Origin of the sequence: Streptomyces resistomycificus (assembly GCF_001514265.1) — a bacterium.
GTDB classification, from domain to species: Bacteria; Actinomycetota; Actinomycetes; order Streptomycetales; family Streptomycetaceae; genus Streptomyces; species Streptomyces resistomycificus.
The window spans coordinates 187568-208286 of the sequence record NZ_KQ948989.1 but is presented as its reverse complement, the minus strand read 5'-3'; the positions used below and the strand labels follow the sequence as shown (position 1 = coordinate 208286).

The window sequence follows — 20719 nt, the reverse complement described above, 5'->3', positions numbered from 1 at the left end:
TCCTTCGGACCTGCTTGTTCAGTACTGGGGAGAGGGGGTGGGACACATTGCCGAGGTGGGGGATCGACGGGTTGGAGTCGGTTCTACGGCGACGCCGGCGCCGGCTCTGCGGCGCCGGTGCTCGGTTCCTTGATCACGAGCGGGTGCAGTTCCCACGCGTCGACCGCGAAGCCGAGGCGCGCACCCGGTGCGTTGCGGGCCTGAAGTCGCCACGGGCTCTGCCCTGTGGGGTAGAAGCGCAGGGTGAGGACCTGGCCGGTGGTGGTCAGGAAGATTTCGACGATGGAGTGGTCGACGACCACGCGCAGGTCGACCGGCTGACCGGAGGGGCAGGGCATCCGGTAGGAGCCGCCGCGGGCCCGGCTGTCCAGTGAGGCGTGGTCACGGTCGACGACGAGTTCGCCCGCGTCCACGTCGAGACGGATGTCGAGGTACTCGGAGCCGTCCGGGGTGGTGAGCAGCCGCAGGCCGGCGTTTCCGGTCGGCTCCAGACGGGCCGTCAGGTCGAAGGCGCGGCCCACGGTGCCGAGGTCCACCGGCTGCGAGCCGTGCGTCGCGCCTGTGGCGGTGATGGTGTGTCGGCCGCGCAGGGCGAGCAGTTCGCTGGCGGGCTGCTGGCGCAGTGTGCCGTCGTCGTGGACGTGGATCTCGCGGGGCAGGGTGAGGACCCCGGCCCATCCGTCCGCGACGGCCCAGGCTTCGTCGCGGGCTTCCCACGACCAGCCCCACAGCAGCCACCGGTCGCCCGGTGCCCGCAGCAGGGCGGGGGCGTAGCAGTCGGGGCCGTGGTCGACGGGCACCGCTGAGCCCGCCTTGAAGTGGCCGTCCTGCTCTTCGCCGATCAGGGCCGCGACCCTCTGCGGACCGGTGGGTTCGGTCCAGGTGCTGAAGAGGAGGGCGCCGCGTCCGTCGGCTGCCGGGAGGTACTGCGGGCATTCCCAGCCCTCCCCGGTGAGCAGGTCGGTGCCACCGACGGGCTCCGGATGGCGGGTGGCGAAGGGCCCCCGGTAGGTCCAGTTCTCCAGGTCGGGTGAGTCGTAGAGGAGGGCGGCGGCGCGGCCGTCCGCGAGGGCGGCGCCGACCAGCATCCGCCAGCCGTCGCCGTCCTGCCAGACGTACGGGTCGCGGTACATGGTGCAGCCCTCGGGCAGCTCGGGGATGACCAGTTCACCGCTCGGGCTGAACGTCCGGCCGCTGTCTCGGGAGACGGCGCGGGTGACCGGCTGGTGCTGGAACGAGCGGTCCTCGCGGTGCGCGGAGTAGAAGGCGACCAGCCGCTCGCCGTCGGAGACGGCGTTACCGGAGAAGCAGCCGTCGGCGTCCAGGCCACCGGGGGTCGGGGACAGGGCGATCGGCAGCGGCTCCCAGCTCAGCAGGTCGGGGCTGCGGAAGTGGCCCCAGTGCATGTTGGCGTGGGTCGCTCCGTGCGGGTTGTACTGGTAGCACACGTGGTAGTGGCCGTCGTGGAAGACCAGCCCGTTGGGGTCGTTGATCCAGTTGCGGGGCGGGCGCAGATGCGCGACGGGGAAGTGTGGATCGCGGGGTGGGGTGGACACACGCGTGCCTTTCGGTATGACAGGGGACCGCCCCGCCGGCCCTCTGGTTGGCGGGGCGGCGGGCCGACGGGGCGGTGGTCTTCAAGCCTGTGTGCGGCCTTCAGGTCCGGATGCGGAAATTCACGCTCAGCTGCTGCTCTCGTCGTGAGTTGGGACCGACGCGGAGTGCGAACTCTCCTGGTTCGACCACTCGGCGGTTGTCCGCGGTGACGAGAGAGCACTGGGAGGCAGGGATGTTGATGGTGACGTCCAGGCTTTCGCCGGGAGGTATTTCGACCTGGGTGAAACCCTTCAGCTCCTGCTCGGCCCAGGTGACGCTGGTGGTCAGGTCGCTGACGTACGCCTGGACCGTTTCCACGGCCCTGCGGCTGCCGCTGTTGGTGAGCCGCACCGTGGCGTCGACGGTGCCGTCGGCAAAGACCTCCGGGGCGTGCACGACCAGGTCGGAGTAGGTGACCTTGGTGTAGGTGAGGCCCTCGCCGAACGCGAACAGGGGGTCCTGTGTGAGATCCGCGTAGCGGCTCCCGTGCTGGCCTCGCACCTGGTTGTAGAAGACCGGTTGCTGTCCGACGTGACGTGCGAAGGAGACCGGGAGCCGGCCGCTGGGTTCGACGAGTCCGAGGAGGAGCTCGGCGATGGCGCGGCCACCGCGCATGCCCGGGTTGAACGCCTCGATGAGGGCTGCCGCGTTCAGTGCCGACTCCGGGAGGGTGCTCGGCTTGGACTGGGCCAGTACGACGATCATCGGTGTGCCGGTGGCGGCGACCGCGTCCAGGAGCGCGATCTGGCCGCCTTGGAGGTCGAGCGTGGCCGTGGAGCGCACCTCGCCGGTGAGGGCGATGGTGTCCCCCACGACCACGACGGCGTAGTCGGCGGCCTCCGCGGCGGCGGTGGCCTCCCGAAGCTGTGCCTGGTCGACCGGGGCGGGGGTGAAAACAGTCGGCTGCGGTTGGCCGTCGGGCCCGAGGGCCCACTCGGAGTCGGATACGGGGCTTTCGATGTCGGCTCCGCGGGCGTACGTGATGGTCCAGTCGGCCGGTGCGATGGCACGAAGGCCGTCGAGCACCGTCTCCACCGACTCGCGTGGATGTCCCTCGGGCATCCACGGGACCTGACCGGAGGCGCCCGCCCAGTCCCCGAGCATGGCTTCCGTGCTGTCGGAGTTGGGGCCGATGACCGCGATCGTCCGCGGCCTGTCCCGGCTCACGCCGCGCCCCGTCCCGTCCGAGGTCAGTCCGCCCTCGAGGGGCAGGATCCCCTCGTTGCGCAGCAACACCAGGGAGCGCCGGGCGGTTTCGAGGTTGAGGTCGGCGTGTGCGCGGCAGCCGATCACCTGCGCCTGCCGCTCGGGGTCGGGGGCGCGGGGGTCCTCGAAGAGCCCGAGCTCGAACTTCAGCCGCAGAACCCGCCGTACCGCGTCATCGATCTGCTTCTCTTCGATCAGGCCGCGGGCGACCGCCTCCTGGGCGCCCTCGAAGAACTGCGGTGTGGCCATGATGAGGTCGTTCCCGGAGCTGACGGCGACCGCCGCCGCCTCGGCGTAGTCGGCGCAGGTCCGCTGGTCGTAGACCATCCGGCCGACGTTGTCCCAGTCGGTCACCAGCGTCCCGGTGAAGCCCCACTCGCCCTTGAGCACGTCGTTGATCAGCCACTGATGCGCGGTGATGGGCACCCCGTCGATGGACTGGTAGCCGAGCATGAAGCCGCGGCAGCCGGCCCGTACCGCCTGCTCGAAGGGGGGCAGGAACCACGAGCGCAGCTTGCGGGGGCTGAGATCGGCTTCGCTGGCGTCGCGCCCGCCCAGGGTTTCGGAGTAGCCCGCGAAGTGCTTGGCGTACGCCAGCACGGCTGTCGGGTCGCTGAGGCCGTCGCCCTGGTAGCCGCGTACCATCGCCGCCCCGAGTTCGCCGATGAGGAACGGGTCCTCGCCGAACGTCTCGTTGATCCGGCCCCAGCGCAGGTCCCGGGTGATGCACAGCACCGGGGAGAACGTCCCGTGGATTCCGGTAGCCGCGATTTCGGCCGCGGCCGCTCGGGCGACTCGGTGGAGCAGGGAGGGGTCCCAGGTGCAGGCCATGGCCAGCTGGGTCGGGAAGATGGTCGCCCCCGGCCAGAAGGAGTGGCCGTGGATGCCGTCGTCGGCTGTCAGCAGCGGTATGCCGAGCCGTGTCTGCCGGGCCAGTTCCATGGCCTGCGGCATGAGGTCGGGAGACACATGCAGGACTGCCCCGGCCAGCTTGGCCGACACGATGTCCGCCAGGTCCCCGTGTTGTGCGTCGAGCATCAGCAGCTGCCCGACCTTCTCCGGCAGGGTCATCCGGGACAGCAAGTCGTCGGTTCTCGCTTCCACGGACGCTTCCGGATCCAGGTACGCGGCAGAGTGGACCGGCTGTCCCACGGTGTGCTCCAAGAGATGAGTCGTCACGGATCAGAGAGTTGATGGGCGACGGTGAGTGCTTCGTCGCGCGAACCTTGCCGCCCGTCGCGGCGGGGCTCGCGTGCCGTCCGTCCGCCGCTCTGGGCGGGACCGGTACGGCATGGGGCGGCGGGGCGGGAGACGGGGTGTCACTTCAGTCCGGTGGTGGCGATGCCCGCCACGAACTGTCGCTGGAAGAGCAGGAAGACGATCATCACCGGCAGCAGGACGACCATGGCGCCGGCGAGCAGGATGCCGAAGCGGGTGAAGGACTGTCCGCTGCTGGCCAGGGCGAGGCCGACGGGGAGGGTGTACTGGCTCTCGTTCTGGGCGACGACCAAGGGCCACAGGAAGTTGTTCCAGGAGCCGAGGAAGGTGATGATCCCGAGGGTGGCGAGGGCCGGCTTGGTCAGCGGAAGGATGATCTTCGCGAAGATGGCCAGTTCGCGGCAGCCGTCGACGCGGGCGGCGTCGATCAGTTCGTCGGGCAGGGTGGAGATGAACTGCCGCATCAGGAACACCCCGAAGGGCGTGGCCAGGAACGGAAGGATCAGCCCGAGCAGGGAGCCGGTCAGATGCATGTTGGCCACCAGCACGTACAGCGGTACGAAGGTGACCAGGCCGGGGATCATGAGCGTCCCCATGACCAGCAGGAAGACGGCGCGCTGTCCGCGGAACTCCAGCTTCGCCAGGGCGTATCCGAGCATCGAGCAGAAGATGAGATTGCCCGCGGTGACGGCGAGGGCCACGATCACGGAGTTGGCGAACATGCTCGTGAAGTCGAGCGTGCTGAACAGCTCGCCGTAGTTGGCGGTCGTGGGCGCCGTGGGTATCAGGACGGGCGGGACCCTGCGGATGTCGGCCTCGGGCTTGAACGAGCCGGACAGCATCCACAGGAACGGCGCGATCATCAGCAGCAGGGCGCCGGCGAGCGGTATGTACAGCCAGGGCCGGCCCCAGTTCTGGCGGATGCGGCGGCGCCTCAGGGCGCGGTTCGTGCCCGGTTGTGGCGTTCGGAGAGTGGAGAGGGTGCTCATGTGGCATCAGTCCTTTTCTCGCAGCACGCGGAACTGCAGCACGGTCAGCGCGACGATGAGGACGAAGATGACGTAGCCGGCGGCCGACGCCATCTCGTAGTTGCCGTTGCCGAACTGTTTGTAGGCGTACAACGTCGCCGACAGGGTGGAGTCCAGCGGTCCGCCGTCGGTCATCACGAACGGCTCGTCGAAGAACTGCAGATAGCCGATGCCGGTGGTCACGGCGGTCAGCAGCAGGGCCGGCCGCAGGAGCGGGAAGGTGACCCGCCAGAACCGCTGCCAGGGCCCGGCGCCGTCGAGTTCGGCCGCTTCCATCAGGGACTGGGGTACGGACTGCAGACCCGCCAGCATGATGATCATGACCGTGCCGAGGTTGCGCCACACCGCCATCACGATCATGACCGGCAGGGCGAAACGGGTGTCCGCCAGCCAGGCCGGACCGTCGATCCCGAACCAGCCCAGGACGAGGTTCGCCAGTCCCGCGCGAGGTTCCAGGAGCGTCTTCCACACCACGGCGACGGCCACGATGCTGGTGATCACCGGCAGGTAGAAGCCGACCCGGAAGACGGCCCGGAAGCGGCGGATGCCCCGGTCGAGGGCAACCGCCGCCGCGAGCCCGGCGGCCAGGGTCAGGGGCAGGGCCACCAGGACGAACACGGCCGTGTTGCGCAGGGCCGTGAAGAACTGCGGGTCCTCAAAGAGGCGTACGTAGTTGTCGAAGCCGACGAACGACACGTTCAGCGGTGTGCGCAGGTCCGCGCTCTTGGTGTCGGTCAGGCCCATCAACAGCGACCACACCACCGGCAGCAGCATGAAGGCCAGGAACAGCGCGAGGAACGGGCCGGCGAGGACCCAGGCGGCCCGGGTCTGCCTGCCGCGCGCCGTGCTCCGGAGCCCGGAGTGCCGGCGATCGGCACTCCGTTCCGACCCTGCGGTGCCCTGCTCGTGGGTGCCGCCCCGCTCGGGGAGCGCTTTCGTGGACATGGATGTCATCCGTCCGTGCGAGGGTTGTCCATACGAGGGGTACTCACGCGGCGGCGCTCAGCGGCCGGTGCCGATGCTGGTGGCCTTGGACTGCAGCGTCTTCTGCACCTCGGCGACGGTGGCCTTGCCGAGGGTCAGCTTCTCCAGTTCGGAGTCGATGGTGTCGGCGATCTGCTGCCAGGTCGTGATGGCGGGCGGCGCCTTGCTGACCTCGAGCTGCTCGGCGAACGCCTTCAAGTTCTCGTCCTCGGTCAGCTTCCCCACGGTCCACGCCTGGGGTGAAGGAGGCAGGCTGCCGGTGGCCTTGGAATAGGTCGCGAGGTTGGCGGGCTCGGTCAGGAACTGGGCGAACTTCCATGCCGCGTCGGGGTTCTTGGCCCCCTTGAACACCGCCAGGTCGCTGCCGCCGGCGAACCCGGCGGGCTGCTTGGTGTACGGCATCGGCATGGTCTTCCACTTGCCGTCCAGCTCAGGGGCGTCCTTGTGGAGGCTGCCGCCGGCCCACGCACCCTCCTGGTAAACGGCGATCAGCCCGTCGCGGAAGCCCTGCACGTTGTCCGACCTGTCGGTCGGCGCCAGGCCCTGCTTGGGGACGCTCGCGTAGTCCTCCAGCGCCTTGGCGACCTCGGGCGAGTCGAAGGTGAACTTCCCGGTCTTGGCGTCGTAGATGTCACCGCCCTGCTGCCAGACCATCGGCACCCAGAAAATCCAGGAGTTGAAGCCCATCACCAGCCCGCTGGCATGGCGCAGCTTGGGGTTCTCCTTGCCGGCGGTGGCCTGGATGGCCTTGAGATCCTTCAGGTACCCGGCCCGGTCGCTGGCCAGGGCGCCCTTGATACCGGCCTTCTTGGTGATGTCGGTCCGGTAGAAGACCGCTTGGGTGTCGGCGATGAACGGGATGCCGTAGGAGGTGTTCTTGTACTTGGTGGTGTCCCACTGGCCGGGGTAGAAGTCCGACGACTTGATCGACGCCGGGGTGGCCTGGAAGCCGTTCAAGGCTGCCATCTCCGCCATCCAGGTGCTGCCCACCATGGACATGTCCGGTGTGTTGCCGCCGGCTATCGCCGTGGTCAGCTTGTCGTGTGCACCGTCCCACGGGACCGCGGTGATCTTGACGTCTGCGTCCGGGTTCTCCTGCTCGAACTTCTTGGCCAGCTCCTTCAGGTCTTCGTCGGGGTCGCCCATGGACCACATGACCACCGTCCCCTTGGCCTTGCCCGCGCCGATCTTGGCCGGGGCGTCGTTGCCGGGGCCGGAATCCTCGCTCCGGCCGCAGCCGGTGGCCACGAGGGCTGCCGTGACGGTGACGCACAGGGTCTGGACGGTTCTGACAGCGTGACGGGTGGTGATACGCATGATGCGGCTCCTTGCCGTTGAGCGAGACAGGCGGGGGGGGCGAAGGGTGGGAAGGGGCGGGCGCCCGGATGGGCCGGCCCACGAGTGGGCAGCGTCTGTGAGGACGACGGCGGCGGTCCCTCGCGGGTCGCGGTGGGAGCGTCCGACGCGGAGTGGGTAGCGGCCGGGCGAGATGTGCCAGGCGCCCCTTCGGTGTCCCGGATCGGGGAAACGCGCGGGCGAAAGTGCAGGTGGGCGGTGCCGCGTGAACGCAGGCGCAGCCGCCGGATGTTGTGAGGAAGGCGAGGCCGAAGAGGTTCGCCTAGGTTTCAAGGAGAGAGGTTTCAAGGAGACGGGGGCGGTGCGTCACCGGCAACGCACCGCCCGGCCGCGAGGCGCCATCACCTACGCATCGCGATGACGCCGCGTCAGTTCGAGCTCGGCTCTAACGTCGAGCCACGGATCACGAGGCTCGTGGGAACGATGCGCGAGGGAGCGGCCTCCGGCGATCTGCGCACGTGGTCGAGCAGCAGACGAGCCGCCGCCTCACCCATTTCCCGCATCGGCTGGCGGATGGTGGTCAGCGCCGGATAGGTGTACGACGCCACCTCGACGTCGTCGAACCCCACCACGGCGACATCCCGCGGAATCTTGAGGCCGGCCTCGTGCAGGGCCGCGATCACGCCGGCCGCCAAGGGGTCGTTGTGTCCGAAGACCGCGTCGAAGTCCACGCCGTCCGCGAGAGCTTGCGCCACCGCGCTCCGGCCGTCGTCGAACAGGAATTCGCCGCAGATGATTCTGCGCGGGGCCAATTCGATCCCGGCCTGCGCATACGCGTCAACGAAGCCGCCCAGCCGTTCCTGCGTGCACCCGTACTCGTCAGGGCCGGTCACCACCAGAGGGCGATGGCGACCGATGTCCAGCAGGTGGCGCGCCGCCTGCTCACCGCCCTCCCGGTTGGTGGTGGCCACGTAGGGGAATCCCGGCCGCTGGAAGCGGTCGTCTATCAGCACCACCGGCAGTCCGGCCTCGTGCAGTTCCGTGATGGATCCCAGGGCCCCCTCGGGCTCTATCACCAGCAGCCCGTCGAACGACTTGGCAGCGACCTGCAGGCCCAGCCTGCGCAGTGACTCCTCACCGCGGTTCCAGGTCAGCATCCGCAGCCCGAAGCCCTCGGCCTCCAGCGTTTCGACGACCGCCTGCACTATGCCGGCCCAGGCCCAGGCCAGGTCAGGGACCAGCATCCCGATCATCTGGGTCGTGCCGCGTGCCAGCCCCACGGCCCCCGCGCTCGGCACATAGCCGAGCTCCGAGATCGCCTTGCGGACCTTCGAGACGGTGTCCTCGCTGATCTCGCCCTTGCCGTTCAGCACCCGCGAGACCGTCGTCTTGCTGACCCCGGCCCGCGTGGCCACGTCGGCGATAGTGACTCCCATGTCACCTCCCCTCCCTTCCTGCAGAGGCGGAAGACATCCTCCCGCACCGAAGGACCTGATCGTACAGAGACCCGTGCAACCGGTACCGATATCGGTCCCGGAACCGGTTTCGGTACCGGTCCCGGAAGTGAAGCACCGCGAGGCCCTACCGGTCAACACCCCGGAAACAACTCGTTAACGCGACCGGTCTCGGTCTCGCACGGCGCTGCGGAAACCTGCCAGTTGCCACCCGATTCACCACTCTGACCTGCGCGTTTGCGGCCCCAACCCGTCATGGGCGAACTCGTTGATGCGGTTCGCGACCGTCGACGATGCCCGACGGACCGCAGGCCGAACCGGAGCAATCACGCCCGCACCGTTGACGCACTGGCCGGATTGCGCTTCATAATCGGGCACTCGCTGTCATCGATGACATTCGTCGTCGCTGACACCCCAGTCGGCTGCGTGGACGTCGACGCCGCTGGGATGTCACTTTTCGGTCCGTCCGCGCCGGGGCCGCAGTCAGTGCTGCGCCGACGAGCCGCGGGACTAGGAGACACCATGAGCTCTGCACGCGTATCCCGGCATGCCCGCATACGGATGATGGCGGCGGTGGCGACCGTCTGCGCCCTGTCCGCAGCCCCACTGGTCCCCCAGGCCGTCGCTGCCGACACCCCGCCGTACTCCGAGACCTACCGGCCCCAGTTCCACTTCACGCCGGAGAAGAACTGGATGAACGATCCCAACGGCCTCGTGTACTACAAGGGCGAGTACCACCTCTTCTACCAGTACAACCCGAACGGGAACTCGTGGGGCGACATGTCCTGGGGGCACGCGGTGAGCACGGACCTCGTGCACTGGACGGAGCTGCCGCTCGCCCTGTCGCACGACGACGAGGAGATGGTGTTCTCCGGCAGCGCGGTCGTCGACTGGAACAACACCACCGGCTTCGGCACGAAGAACAACCCGCCCATGGTGGCGATCTACACCAGCGCCTACAAGAACGGCGGCAAGCAGGCCCAGTCCATCGCCTACAGCACCGACCGGGGCCGCACCTGGACCAGGTACCAGGGCAATCCCGTCATCGACATCGGCTCCAACAACTTCCGCGATCCCAAGGTCCAGTGGTACGAGCCGACCAAGAGCTGGCTGATGACGGTGTCACTGTCCGCCGAGCACAAAGTGCAGTTCTACTCGTCCAAGAACCTCAAGGACTGGAAGCTGCAGAGTGAGTTCGGGCCGCAGGGCGCGACGGGCGGCGTCTGGGAGTGCCCCGACCTGTTCCCCCTCGCCGTCGACGGCGACAAGAAGAACATCAAGTGGGTGCTGGTCGTCAACATCAACCCCGGGGGTATCGCGGGGGGTTCGGGCTCGCAGTACTTCATCGGCGACTTCGACGGCAAGAAGTTCACCGCAGACGACAAGGGCAGCTACACACCCCCCACCGGCACGGTGGTGCAGGACTTCGAGGGCACCGGCTTCGGTGAGTGGACGACCACCGGCACCGCGTTCGGCCAGGGGCCGGCAACCGGGGCGGTGGACTGGCAGGGGGCCGTCACGGGTTTCGACGGCCAGGGCCTCGCCAACAGCTTCCATGGCGGTGACGGCGCCACCGGCACCCTCACCTCACCCGAGTTCACCGTGGACAGCCCCTACCTGAACTTCAAGGTCGGCGGCGGGCGGCATCCGCACGAGGCCGGAACCGTCATGGACAGAACTCCGCCAGAGGGCACGGTCCTCGCCGACTTCGAAGGCGGAACCTACGGCGACTGGACGGCGACCGGAGACGCCTTCGGCACCGCACCGGCCAACGGCACCCTCCCCGACCAGGGGCAGGTCTCCGGCTTCCTGGGAGACGGGCTGGCCAACACCTTCCTGAACGGCGACTCGACCACCGGCACACTCACATCGCCCGAGTTCACCATCGACAAGAAGCACATCAACTTCCTCATCGGCGGCGGCAACCACCCCGCCGACTCCGACAACCCCACCGCCGTCGAGCTCCTCGTGGACGGCCAGGTCGTCCGCAGCTCCACCGGAAAGGACGGAGAGGCCCTCAACTGGGACTCGTGGGACGTCGGCGACCTCGCAGGCAAGAAGGCGCACATCAAGATCGTCGACAACAACAGCGGCGGCTGGGGCCACCTCAACGTCGACCACATCATGTTGTCCGACAGCAAGGCCCCGCGCGTCTCCCAGGAGACGTCCGTCAACCTGATCGTCGACGGCCAGGTCGTCCGCAGCGCGACCGGCGCCGACAGCGAGAGCCTGGACTGGGCATCCTTCGACATGCGCCCGTACGTCGGCAAGAAGGCGCAGATCCAGATCCGCGACATGAACACCGCCGGCTGGGGCCACGTCATGGCCGACCGGTTCACCGCCGCTGGCAAGCCCGCCAAGTCCGTCGTACAGCGCGCCGACTGGACCGACTACGGCAAGGACTACTACGCGGCCGTGTCCTGGGAGAACGCACCCGGCGGCAAGCGCTACATGATCGGCTGGATGAACAACTGGGACTACGGCCAATCCATCCCCACCTCCCCCTGGCGCAGCGCGCAGAGCATTCCCCGGGAAATGGCACTGCGCACGATCAACGGCCGGATCCGGCTGACCAGCAAGCCGGTGGGCAGCCTGGAGTCACTCCGGCACAACCGCCCGGCGGCGACCGCATCCGACGTCACCGTCAAGAGCACCTCCAAGCCCCTGATCGGCCCCACGGCCAACGGCAAGGCCCTCGACATCGAGGCCACCTTCTCCCCCAAGGACGCCGACCGCTTCGGCCTGAAGGTACGCACCGGCGCAGGCGGCGAGGAGACCGTCATCGGCTACGACACCACAACGCAGGAGCTGTACGTCGACCGCACCCGCTCCGGTGCCGGGGACTTCAACAGCACCTTCCCCGGCGTCCAGACCGCACCCCTGAAGCCCAAGAACGGCAAGGTCAAACTGCGGATCCTCGTCGACTGGTCCTCCGTCGAGGTCTTCGGCGGCAACGGCGAGGCCGTGATCACCGACCAGATCTTCCCCGACCCCTCCAGCACCGGCGTCGAGGTCTTCGCCGAAGGCGGCACCGCCACCCTCAACCACATACAGGCGTGGCATCTGCAGTCCATCTGGCGGTGACGAGCCGCGGGTCCTTGCGCCGGTCGGCCGGTAGCGGCTTCCGGCGCACGGCATTCGGCGAAGCAGGCGCCAAGAGGGCGACGTGGAGGCATTCCCCTCGCTCGCCCCCGCCACCACCAGCCAGCGGAAGGCTGACAGGAAAACGTTCGCGGCACTGGGCGGACGCTTCTAGCCTGGGTCAGGTGATGACAGCTGAAGACGTGTTGTTCGTCCTGGCCCTGCTACGACAGGCGAATGCGGACGTCTGGATCGGTGGAGGATGGGGGATCGACGCTCTGGTCGGCGAGCAGACGCGAACCCACCGGGACCTGGACCTGATGCACCGGCAGGACCAGGAAGACGTCGTGGTGGCGGCCCTCCATGAGGTCGGTTTCGTGGAGACCCTGAACTGGAGACCCATCCGATTCGTCGTGACGGCACCGGACGGACGAGAGATTGACCTTCACCCGCTGGTCTTCGCCGACGACGGCTCAGCAGTGCAGGCGTCACCCGAACCCGAGCGTCCGTTCACCTACCCGTCCTCGTGCTTCGTGACGGGCACCATCCATGGGACGTCAGTCGCGTGCCTGTCCGCCGAACAGCAGGTCTACTTCCACCAGGGCTACGAGCCCTCGGAACGCGATCGTCACGACATGGCACAACTCCGGCGCGCTTACGGCATCACAACGCACTTCTGATCCACGTAGGCGGGCGGAGAGCCTCCCCACGTTGAGTCACGGCTCACGGTCTCCGAACCGCCAACTACCGATCAAACGGAATCGGCGATCGCGTACGGCTCGATCAAGTCCTCAAGCCCGCACCGCTCCGACCGCACCCGGCTCTCGCACGCACGCATCAAGAAGAGCAGCCGCTGATCTGCGACACACGGCGATCTCCTCGGATGACCGAAGGTCGCGATCACAGACCGTCTCGGGGCCAACTACCGACCGCCGTCACGCGCGCTCGCGATGAAGCCCGGAAACACGTCGTTCACCATCCGAGGCCCGCTGGGAAACAAGCGGTTTCTAGCGTGTGCGCTCGTGGATTCAGAGTTGTATACGCAGCCGGACACCGAAGGCGCGCGGCCGAAACACCGCAGGCCCGCGGCCGGACGCCCGTGTCTCTGAAGCCCAGGGTCCCCCCCCCAACTCAGCAGCGCCGCATCCCCGAAGGGCTGACCATGAGTACCGCTCAGACATCTGAGACAGCCAGGCCACCGAGTTCCCCCACCAGTCAGGCGACCAAGGAGACGCTGGAGGACTACACCCTCCGCTTCGCTCCCCGCAGTTACCGGCGCTGGACCCCGATGGTCGTGGCGACGACCGCACTCGGCGGCATCGCCTACATGGCCGACTTCTCCATCGGCGCCGGCATCGGACTGGCCCACGGCACCGGCAACGCGCTCGTGGCGATCGCCGTCGCCGCGGTCGTCATCTTCGTCACCGGGTTCCCGCTGGCGTACTACGGCGCCCGCTACAACATCGACCTGGACCTGATCACCCGCGGCTCCGGGTTCGGCTACTACGGCTCGGTGTTGACCAGCGTCATCTTCGCCAGCTTCACCTTCATCTTCTTCGCCCTCGAGGGTTCGATCATGGCCCAGGGCCTCAAACTCGGCCTCGGACTGCCCTTGTGGCTCGGCTACCTGGTCTCCACGCTGATGGTGATCCCGCTGGTGATCTACGGCATGAAGGCGCTCAGCAAGCTCCAGGTGTGGACCACCCCGGTCTGGCTCGTGCTGATGGTCGCCCCGCTGGTCTACCTCGTCGCCACCGACCCGGGCACCGTCGACCGCTTCCTCTCCTACGCGGGCACCGACGGCGAGGGCGGCGTCAACACCGCCTCCGTGCTGCTCGGCGCGGGTGTCTGTCTGTCCCTGATCGCCCAGATCGGCGAGCAGATCGACTACCTGCGCTTCATGCCGCCCAAGACCGAGGCGAACAAGCGCAGTTGGTGGACCGCGGTGATCATGGCCGGTCCCGGCTGGGTGGTGCTCGGCGCGCTCAAGCAGGCGATCGGTGTCTTCCTCGCCGTCTACATCCTGGCCAAGGTCGGCCCGGCCGCGGCGCCCGAGCCGATCCAGCAGTTCCGCAGCGCCTTCGACACGATGATGCCGTCCTGGCTCGTCCTCCCGCTGGCCGTCGCCCTCGTCGTGATCAGCCAGATCAAGATCAACGTCACCAACGCGTACTCGGGCTCCCTGGCGTGGACCAACTCCTTCACCCGCGTCACCAGGCACTACCCCGGCCGTATGGTCTTCGTCCTGGTCAACCTGGGGTTCGCGCTGGCCCTGATGGAAGCCGACATGTTCAGCTTCCTCAACGACATCCTCGGCTTCTACTCCAACTGCGCCATCGCCTGGGTCGTCACCGTGGCCACCGACATCGGTGTCAACAAGTACCTGCTCAAACTCTCCCCGCTGCAGCCGGAGTTCCGCCGCGGCATGCTCTACGCCGTCAACCCGGTCGGTGTCGTCGCCTTCGTCGCCGCCTCCGGTCTGTCGATCGCCATGTACTTCCACGCGCTGGGCGACACCCTCCAGCCGTACTCCCCCGTCGCCGCGGCCGTGATCGCCTTCGTCCTCACCCCGCTGATGGCCGTCGTCACCAAGGGCCGGTACTACCTGCGCCGCGCCGACGACGGCATCGACGAGCCCCTGCTCGACGCCGACGGCAACCCCAGCGCGACGACGTACGACTGTCACGTCTGCCACCAGCGCTACGAGCGCCCGGACCTGACCGCCTGCCAGACGCACGGCGCGCACGTCTGCTCGCTGTGCCTGAGCACCGACAAGGTCGGCGACCACGTACTGCCGGGGCAGCCGGCCACCGTCTGAACCGGGTGCCGGGCGGTGGGAGGGCCCGATCGCCCTCCCACCGCCCGGCAACCCGGCTTCACACGACCGTCCGTCAACAGCAGCGGCTCTGCGGGTGGTTCTCCCGGTGCAGCGTGCGCAGTGCCTCGTGCTCGCGCCGGGTGGGGACCGGGGCGTGCGGGTGCCGGCGCCGGTGACGTTCGCAGTAGCGGTCGTACTCGGCCTCGCCGGTCAGCTCGCGCAGGTACCAGCGCACGGCCCGGGCCCAGCGCGGGACCGTCATGAGCGGGCTCCCGCCAGCGGCTGGGCGGCCTGCTCGGGCAGCTCGATACGGGACTCGACGTACGGCGCCTCGGTCGTCGGCAGGGGGACCGGGGACCGTACGGCGCGCACGCAGACCACCGCCGCGTTGACCATCACCACCGTGACCAGGAGCAGGAACAGGGCGATGAGGACGCCGTCGACCGTGGAGTTGGTGACCACGGTGTGCATGTCGTCGAGGGTCTTGGCGGGCGGCAGGACCTGACCGGCGTCGATGGCGTCGGCGTACCGCGTGCGCTGGGCGAAGAAGCCGACGCGGGGGTCGTCGGAGAAGATCTTCTGCCAGCCGGCGGTGAACGTGATGGCGACCACCCAGGCCAGCGGGACCCCGGTGACCCAGGCCCAGCGCCGGCGGCCGGACTTGACGAGGACCGTGGTGCAGACGGTGAGGGCGATGGCGGCGAGCAGCTGGTTGGCGATGCCGAACAGCGGGAAGAGCTGGTTGATCCCGCCCAGCGGGTCGGTGGCGCCGGTGTAGAGGAAGTAGCCCCAGGCGGCGACGACGAGTCCGCTGCACAGCCAGATGCCCGGCTTCCAGTTGACCCGGCCCATGGGCTTCCAGACGTTCCCGAGCATGTCCTGGAGCATGAAGCGTCCGACCCGGGTGCCCGCGTCGACCGTGGTCAGGATGAACAGCGCCTCGAACATGATCGCGAAGTGGTACCAGAAGGCCTTCATCGCGGTGCCGCCGAAGACCCCGGAGAAGATCTCCGACATGCCGACGGCGAGGGTCGGCGCTCCGCCCGAGCGGGCGATCAGGGTCTGCTCCTCCACCGCCTTGGCCGCCTGCGTCAACTGGTCGGGGGTGATGGTGAAGCCGAGGCCGGCCACCGCGTGAGAGGCCGACTCGGCCGTCGTGCCGAGCAGCCCGGCGGGTGCGTTCATCGCGTAGTACAGGCCCGGTTCGAGGGTGGCCGCGGCGATCAGCGCCATGATCGCGACGAACGACTCCATCAGCATGGCGCCGTAGCCGATCATGCGGACCTGGGACTCCTTCTGGATCAGCTTCGGGGTGGTCCCGGAGGCGACCAGTGCGTGGAAGCCGGAGAGCGCTCCGCACGCGATGGTGATGAAGAGGAACGGGAACAGCGCTCCCGCGAAGACCGGTCCGGCGCCCGAGGAGGCGAAGTCGCTGACCGCGTCGGCGCGCAGCACGGGTGCGGCCACGACGACGCCGACCGCGAGCAGCGCGATGGTGCCGATCTTCATGAAGGTGGACAGGTAGTCACGCGGCGCGAGCAGCATCCACACCGGCAGCACGGAGGCGACGAAGCCGTATCCGATGAGGCAGAAGACGAGGGTGGTCGGGCTGAGGGTGAAGGTGTCGGCCAGCGACGACTCCTGGATCCAGCTGCCGCCGACGATGGCGAGCAGCAGCAGCACCACACCGATGAGGCTGGTCTCGACGACCCTGCCGGGCCGGATACGATGCAGCCAGAAGCCCATGAACAGCGCGATGGGGACGGTCATGGCGACCGAGAAGGTGCCCCACGGGGAGTGGGCGAGCGCGTTGACCACGACCAGGGCCAGCACCCCGAGCAGGATGATCATGATGGCGAACACGGCGATCAGGGCCGCGGCCCCGCCCGCCCTGCCGATCTCCTCGCGGGCCATCTGCCCCAGCGACTTGCCGTCCCGCCGCATCGACAGGAACAGCACGACCATGTCCTGCACCGCCCCGGCGAAGATCACACCGGCGACGATCCACAGGGTTCCGGGCAGGTACCCCATCTGGGCCGCGAGCACGGGTCCCACCAGAGGTCCGGCGCCGGCGATCGCGGCGAAGTGGTGGCCGAGCAGCACCCGGCGGTCGGTCGGCTGGAAGTCGACCCCGTCCTCGAGGCGTTCGGCGGGGGTGGCCCTGCGGTCGTCGGGCTTCAGTACGCGCCGTGCGATGAAGCGGGAGTAGAAGCGGTAGGCGATGGCGTACGAGCCGAGGGCGGCCACCACCAGCCAGACCGCGGAGATGTCCTCGCCGCGGGCCAGCGCGAGGACGCCCCAGCCGATCGCGCCGACCAGGGCCACGGCGGTCCACACCAGGATCGTGCGGGGCGTCGCACGCGGCCGGGCGGGCGGCGGGTCGTCCGGCGCCGGGAGAGCGGATTCGGGCATGGCTGATATGGGCATGGCGGCTCCTCACCTCGAGGGTGATGCGTGATGGAAGGTGCGTACTGATCAGCGACGGGGTGTTCGTGCCCGGGCGTTCGGATCAGCGGTGGTGGTGTGCGTATGTGATCGGCCGGAACAGAGACGGTCGGGCTCGTGCCTGATCGGCCAGGTCAGAGACGGTGATGTACGTGTCTGATCGGCCGGAACAGAGACGGTCGGGCTCGTGCCTGATCGGCCAGGTCAGAGACGGTGGTGTACGTGTCTGATCGGCCGGGCGGATCAGGGGTCGTCGCGTTCGTGCCTGGTCAGCGCGTACGCGGCGAGCAGGCACAGACCACACCCCGGTACCCAGGCGAGCTGGTACCAGTAGAAGAACGGCGTTCCCGCGAGCCGTGGGCTCGCACCTGCGTACCAGGGGACCGACAGCAGCCCCACCGCGGGCGCGAGGAGCAGCATCGCGATCACGACGCGTCGTAGCCGGGGATGACCCGTCAGTGCCATGACCTGCGCTCCTCTCCCGCTTGCTGTCGGTATGTGCAAGAGTTGCCCATCCTCGGGAACCGGTTGACAGCGAATTTCCAGAAGATTTCCCGCCGGTTCCCTGTCATCGGAATGGGCCCTACGCGCAACTCTCCGGCAAGGGCTCAGACACACCAAGGACGGTGAGCGATGGCGGACGGCGCCATGACCGCGACGTTCCTCGCCGTGATCGGCGGGGCGTCGTTGCTGGCCGTCACCGCGCGTCGCCTGCGTCCCAGCGGGCGGCTGCCGTCCCTGGAGGGCTGGGCACTGGCCGACCGGAGCCTGGGCCCGGTGTGGACCTGGCTGCTGCTGGGCGGCACGGTCTTCACCGCCTACACCTTCACGGCCGTCCCGGGACTGGCGTACGGCAACGGGGCGGCCGCCTTCTTCGCGGTGCCGTACACGGTGATCGTCTGTCCGCTCGCCTTCGTCCTGCTGACCCGGCTGTGGGCCGTGGCCCGGCGGCACGGCTATGTCACGGCCGCCGACTTCGTGCGCGGTCGGTACGGTTCGCCGCCGCTGGCCCTGGTGGTGGCGCTGACCGGGATCCTGGCGACGATGCCCTATCTGGCGCTGCAGTTGCTGGGCATCCGGGCGGTGCTGACCGCCGGGGGCATCTATCCGCGCGGTGCGGCCGGGGACCTGGTGATGGTGGCGCTGTTCGCGGGGCTCGCGGTGGCGACGTACCGGCACGGGCTGCGGGCGCCCGCCGTCATCTCCGCGCTCAAGGCGGTGGCCGTGTTCGTGTCGCTCACGGCGGTGTGCTGGCTGGTGCTGGAGCGGCTCGGCGGGCCCGGTGCGGTCTTCGACGGCGCGGCCCGGCGGCTCGACGGTACGGACGCGGCCCACTCCGCGTTGCTCCTGTCGCCCGAACAGCAGCCCGCGTACGCCACCCTCGCGCTGGGCTCCGCGCTGGCCCTGCTGATGTACCCGCATGTCCTGACCGCGGGGTTCGCCGCCGACTCGCCGCGCACCCTGCGCAAGGTGTCCGTGGCGCTGCCCGCGTGGACGGGGCTCCTCGCTCTCTTCGGGTTCCTCGGCGTCGCGGCCCTCGCGGCCGGGGTGCGGGCGCCGGACGGGGGTGCCGAGGCGGCCGTGCCGATGCTGGTCGACCGGCTGATGCCGGCGCCGCTCGCCGGGCTGGTGTTCGGCGCTATCACGGTGGGCGCGCTGGTGCCGGCCGCCGTGATGTCGATCGCGGCCGCCACCAGCTTCGTACGGAACGTGTACGTCGAGTACGTCCAGCCGACCGCCACACCCAAGCGGCAGGTGCGCATCGCCAAGACGGTGTCGCTCACCGCGAAGGTCGGGGCGGTCGCGTTCGTGTTCGGGCTGCGCGACCAGGACGCCATCAACCTCCAGCTGCTCGGCGGCGTGTGGATCCTGCAGATCTTTCCCACGGTCGCGGTCGGACTGTTCACCGGCCGCCTGCATCCGCGCGCCCTGCTGGCCGGCTGGGCGGTGGGCATGGCGGCGGGGACGTTCCTCGTGGTGCGGGAGGGGTTCTCGTCCGTCGTGTCCTTCGGGTCCGGGCAGCCGTCGCTGGAGGTCTACGCGGGCCTGGTGGCCCTCGTGCTCAACCTGACCGTCGCCGTGGCCGGCACCGCGGCACTGGAACGTCTCGGCGTCCCGCGCGGCGCCGACCTCACCGATCTACCGTCCCGCCTGACCGTCAGGCGGCGCCCTGAGACGGGAGCGAGCAACCCGTGAGACGCAGACAGCACACCGGTGCGACGGTGGCACAGGCCGCCCCGGCCGCCGTCACCGAGCCGCGCATCCCGACGCCCGCCGTCACCGAGCCGCGCGTCCCCGCCCCCGCCGTCGAAGAGCCGACGGTCGCGCCGCCCGGGGGCCCGGAGGACGGGCCGCTCTCCCCCGCGGCGAGCGATCCCGCGGACATCGAGCGCGAGGCCGCCCTCGCCCGTCTCTTCGAACTGCACTACGCGTCGATGCTGCGCCTGGCCGTGCTGCTGGGCGCCGACGACCCCGAGAACGTGGTGGCGGAGGCGTTCTACCAGATCTACCGCAAGTGGCGCCGGCTGCGGGAGCCGGGGGCTGCGGAGGCGTATCTGCGCTCCACGGTGTGCAACCTGACGCGTATGCGCATACGGCATCTCCAGGTCGCCCGGAAGCACGTGGAGCACCCGCCCCCGTCGGGCGAGGTCGTCGCGTCGGCGGAGAGCACCGCGCTGCTGCACGACGACCAGCGGGTGCTGATCGAGGCGCTTCAGCACCTGCCGGCACGGCAGCGCGAGGCGCTCGTGCTGCGCCACTGGCTCGGGCTGAAGGAGAGCGAGATAGCCGCCGCGATGGGGATCTCCTGCGGTTCGGTCAAGACACACACCTCGCGCGGTATCGCCGCGCTGAGCCAGGTGATGGGGGCCCGGCGATGAACGACACCTCTGCGGACCGGACGGGACAGGACCCGAGGGGACAGAACGTGCGGGGTCAGGACCTGCGGGGACAGAACGTGCGGGGACAGAACCTGCGGGCACAAGACGTGCGGGGACAGAACCTGCGGGCACAAGGCGTGCGGGGTCAGGACTCGGCGCGTCAGGACGCCACGTATCGGAACGCGACGGAACTCGACGCGCCGGAACTCGACGCGACAGGGCTGGACTCGACCGGACCGGACTCCGAGGGGCGCACTCCGAGGGCACGGCATCAGGCGGAACAGGACCGTACGGAACTGGAGTTGCGCGAAGCCCTGGAGGCGCTGGCCGGCGGGGTGCGGGCCGCGCCCGACGCCTACCGCACGGCTCGCGGCGACTGGCTGCGCCGCGAGCGGCGGCGCCGGCTCGTGCTCGTCGTCCTGATCGCGGTCGTCTTCACCCTCGCCACGCTGATCGGCCTGTGGGTCCTCAACCAGGCCCCGACCGACCCCGGCGTCATCTTCTCGGGCACCGGGGGCACGGTCGCCTCCGGTCCCCTGGAGTCCGCCGGGGGCTGAGCACGCAGGGCCGACCCTCGCGTTCCACTGAGGCGGCGGGGAACGCGGTGGCGTGAGCAAGTGGCGTGGGGTGGGGTGGCATGGCATGGCATGGCGTGGCGTGGCGTGGCGTGGCGTACGGCATGGTCGGCGTCTTCCGCGTTCGCGGGTCCGGCGT

General features: G+C 69.1%; 15 protein-coding genes. 6 read left to right on the top strand and 9 right to left on the bottom strand.

Going from position 1 to position 20719, the window contains the following annotated elements; genetic code table 11:
* Window positions 1-83 precede the first annotated feature (83 nt).
* From AQJ84_RS06285 to AQJ84_RS06260, 6 genes are all read right to left on the bottom strand, one after another.
* Window positions 84-1556 (bottom strand): glycoside hydrolase family 32 protein, encoded by a 1473-nt coding sequence (locus tag AQJ84_RS06285; protein ID WP_037803219.1) that lies wholly within the window; start codon window positions 1554-1556, stop codon window positions 84-86.
* 100 nt (window positions 1557-1656) lie between these two features.
* On the bottom strand, window positions 1657-3954 hold the full coding sequence (locus AQJ84_RS06280) for a glycoside hydrolase family 3 N-terminal domain-containing protein (RefSeq protein WP_030041584.1): 2298 nt from the start codon (window positions 3952-3954) through the stop codon (window positions 1657-1659).
* Window positions 3955-4121: 167 nt separating this feature from the next.
* On the bottom strand, window positions 4122-5009 hold the full coding sequence (locus AQJ84_RS06275) for a carbohydrate ABC transporter permease (RefSeq protein ID WP_037803218.1): 888 nt from the start codon (window positions 5007-5009) through the stop codon (window positions 4122-4124).
* Window positions 5010-5015: 6 nt separating this feature from the next.
* Window positions 5016-6002, bottom strand: coding sequence for a carbohydrate ABC transporter permease (locus AQJ84_RS06270; protein ID WP_030041582.1), 987 nt, complete (start codon window positions 6000-6002; stop codon window positions 5016-5018).
* 48 nt (window positions 6003-6050) lie between these two features.
* Window positions 6051-7349 carry an extracellular solute-binding protein gene (locus AQJ84_RS06265; protein ID WP_030041581.1) on the bottom strand — a complete coding sequence of 433 codons (1299 nt, stop codon included), beginning with the start codon at window positions 7347-7349 and terminating at the stop codon, window positions 6051-6053.
* A gap of 407 nt (window positions 7350-7756) precedes the next feature.
* Entirely contained in the window at window positions 7757-8764 is a 1008-nt protein-coding gene (locus tag AQJ84_RS06260; protein WP_030041580.1) for a LacI family DNA-binding transcriptional regulator, read from the bottom strand.
* Window positions 8765-9304: 540 nt separating this feature from the next.
* Here AQJ84_RS06260 and AQJ84_RS06255 point away from each other — a divergent pair.
* From AQJ84_RS06255 to AQJ84_RS06245, 3 genes are all read left to right on the top strand, one after another.
* Window positions 9305-11866, top strand: coding sequence for a glycoside hydrolase family 32 protein (locus tag AQJ84_RS06255; RefSeq protein ID WP_059198803.1), 2562 nt, complete (start codon window positions 9305-9307; stop codon window positions 11864-11866).
* 185 nt (window positions 11867-12051) lie between these two features.
* Window positions 12052-12543 (top strand): nucleotidyltransferase domain-containing protein, encoded by a 492-nt coding sequence (locus tag AQJ84_RS06250; RefSeq protein WP_030041576.1) that lies wholly within the window; start codon window positions 12052-12054, stop codon window positions 12541-12543.
* Between the two features lie 482 nt (window positions 12544-13025).
* On the top strand, window positions 13026-14681 hold the full coding sequence (locus tag AQJ84_RS06245; RefSeq protein ID WP_030041575.1) for a purine-cytosine permease family protein: 1656 nt from the start codon (window positions 13026-13028) through the stop codon (window positions 14679-14681).
* Window positions 14682-14754: 73 nt separating this feature from the next.
* Here AQJ84_RS06245 and AQJ84_RS06240 read toward each other — a convergent pair whose 3' ends face one another.
* The 3 genes from AQJ84_RS06240 to AQJ84_RS06230 form a co-directional block, all read right to left on the bottom strand.
* Entirely contained in the window at window positions 14755-14943 is a 189-nt protein-coding gene (locus tag AQJ84_RS06240; RefSeq protein WP_030041574.1) for a YbdD/YjiX family protein, read from the bottom strand.
* A complete protein-coding gene (locus AQJ84_RS06235) occupies window positions 14940-17093 on the bottom strand; it encodes a carbon starvation CstA family protein (RefSeq protein WP_037803215.1) in 2154 nt (717 codons plus the stop codon). The genes AQJ84_RS06240 and AQJ84_RS06235 overlap by 4 nt, the downstream gene beginning before the upstream one ends.
* Window positions 17094-17369: 276 nt before the next feature.
* Window positions 17370-17591, bottom strand: a complete 222-nt coding sequence (locus AQJ84_RS06230) for a DUF3311 domain-containing protein (protein WP_030041572.1) — start codon at window positions 17589-17591, stop codon at window positions 17370-17372.
* A 168-nt stretch (window positions 17592-17759) separates the two neighbouring features.
* Between AQJ84_RS06230 and AQJ84_RS06225 the strand changes: the two genes are divergently transcribed.
* The 3 genes from AQJ84_RS06225 (at window position 17760) to AQJ84_RS06215 (ending at window position 20562) form a co-directional block, all read left to right on the top strand.
* Window positions 17760-19322, top strand: coding sequence for a sodium:solute symporter family protein (locus tag AQJ84_RS06225; RefSeq protein ID WP_053190762.1), 1563 nt, complete (start codon window positions 17760-17762; stop codon window positions 19320-19322).
* On the top strand, window positions 19319-20005 hold the full coding sequence (locus AQJ84_RS06220) for a SigE family RNA polymerase sigma factor (RefSeq protein WP_053190764.1): 687 nt from the start codon (window positions 19319-19321) through the stop codon (window positions 20003-20005). Before AQJ84_RS06225 ends, AQJ84_RS06220 begins: the two co-directional genes overlap by 4 nt.
* Before the next feature lie 221 nt (window positions 20006-20226).
* Window positions 20227-20562, top strand: coding sequence for a hypothetical protein (locus AQJ84_RS06215; RefSeq protein ID WP_053190836.1), 336 nt, complete (start codon window positions 20227-20229; stop codon window positions 20560-20562).
* Window positions 20563-20719 lie beyond the last annotated feature (157 nt).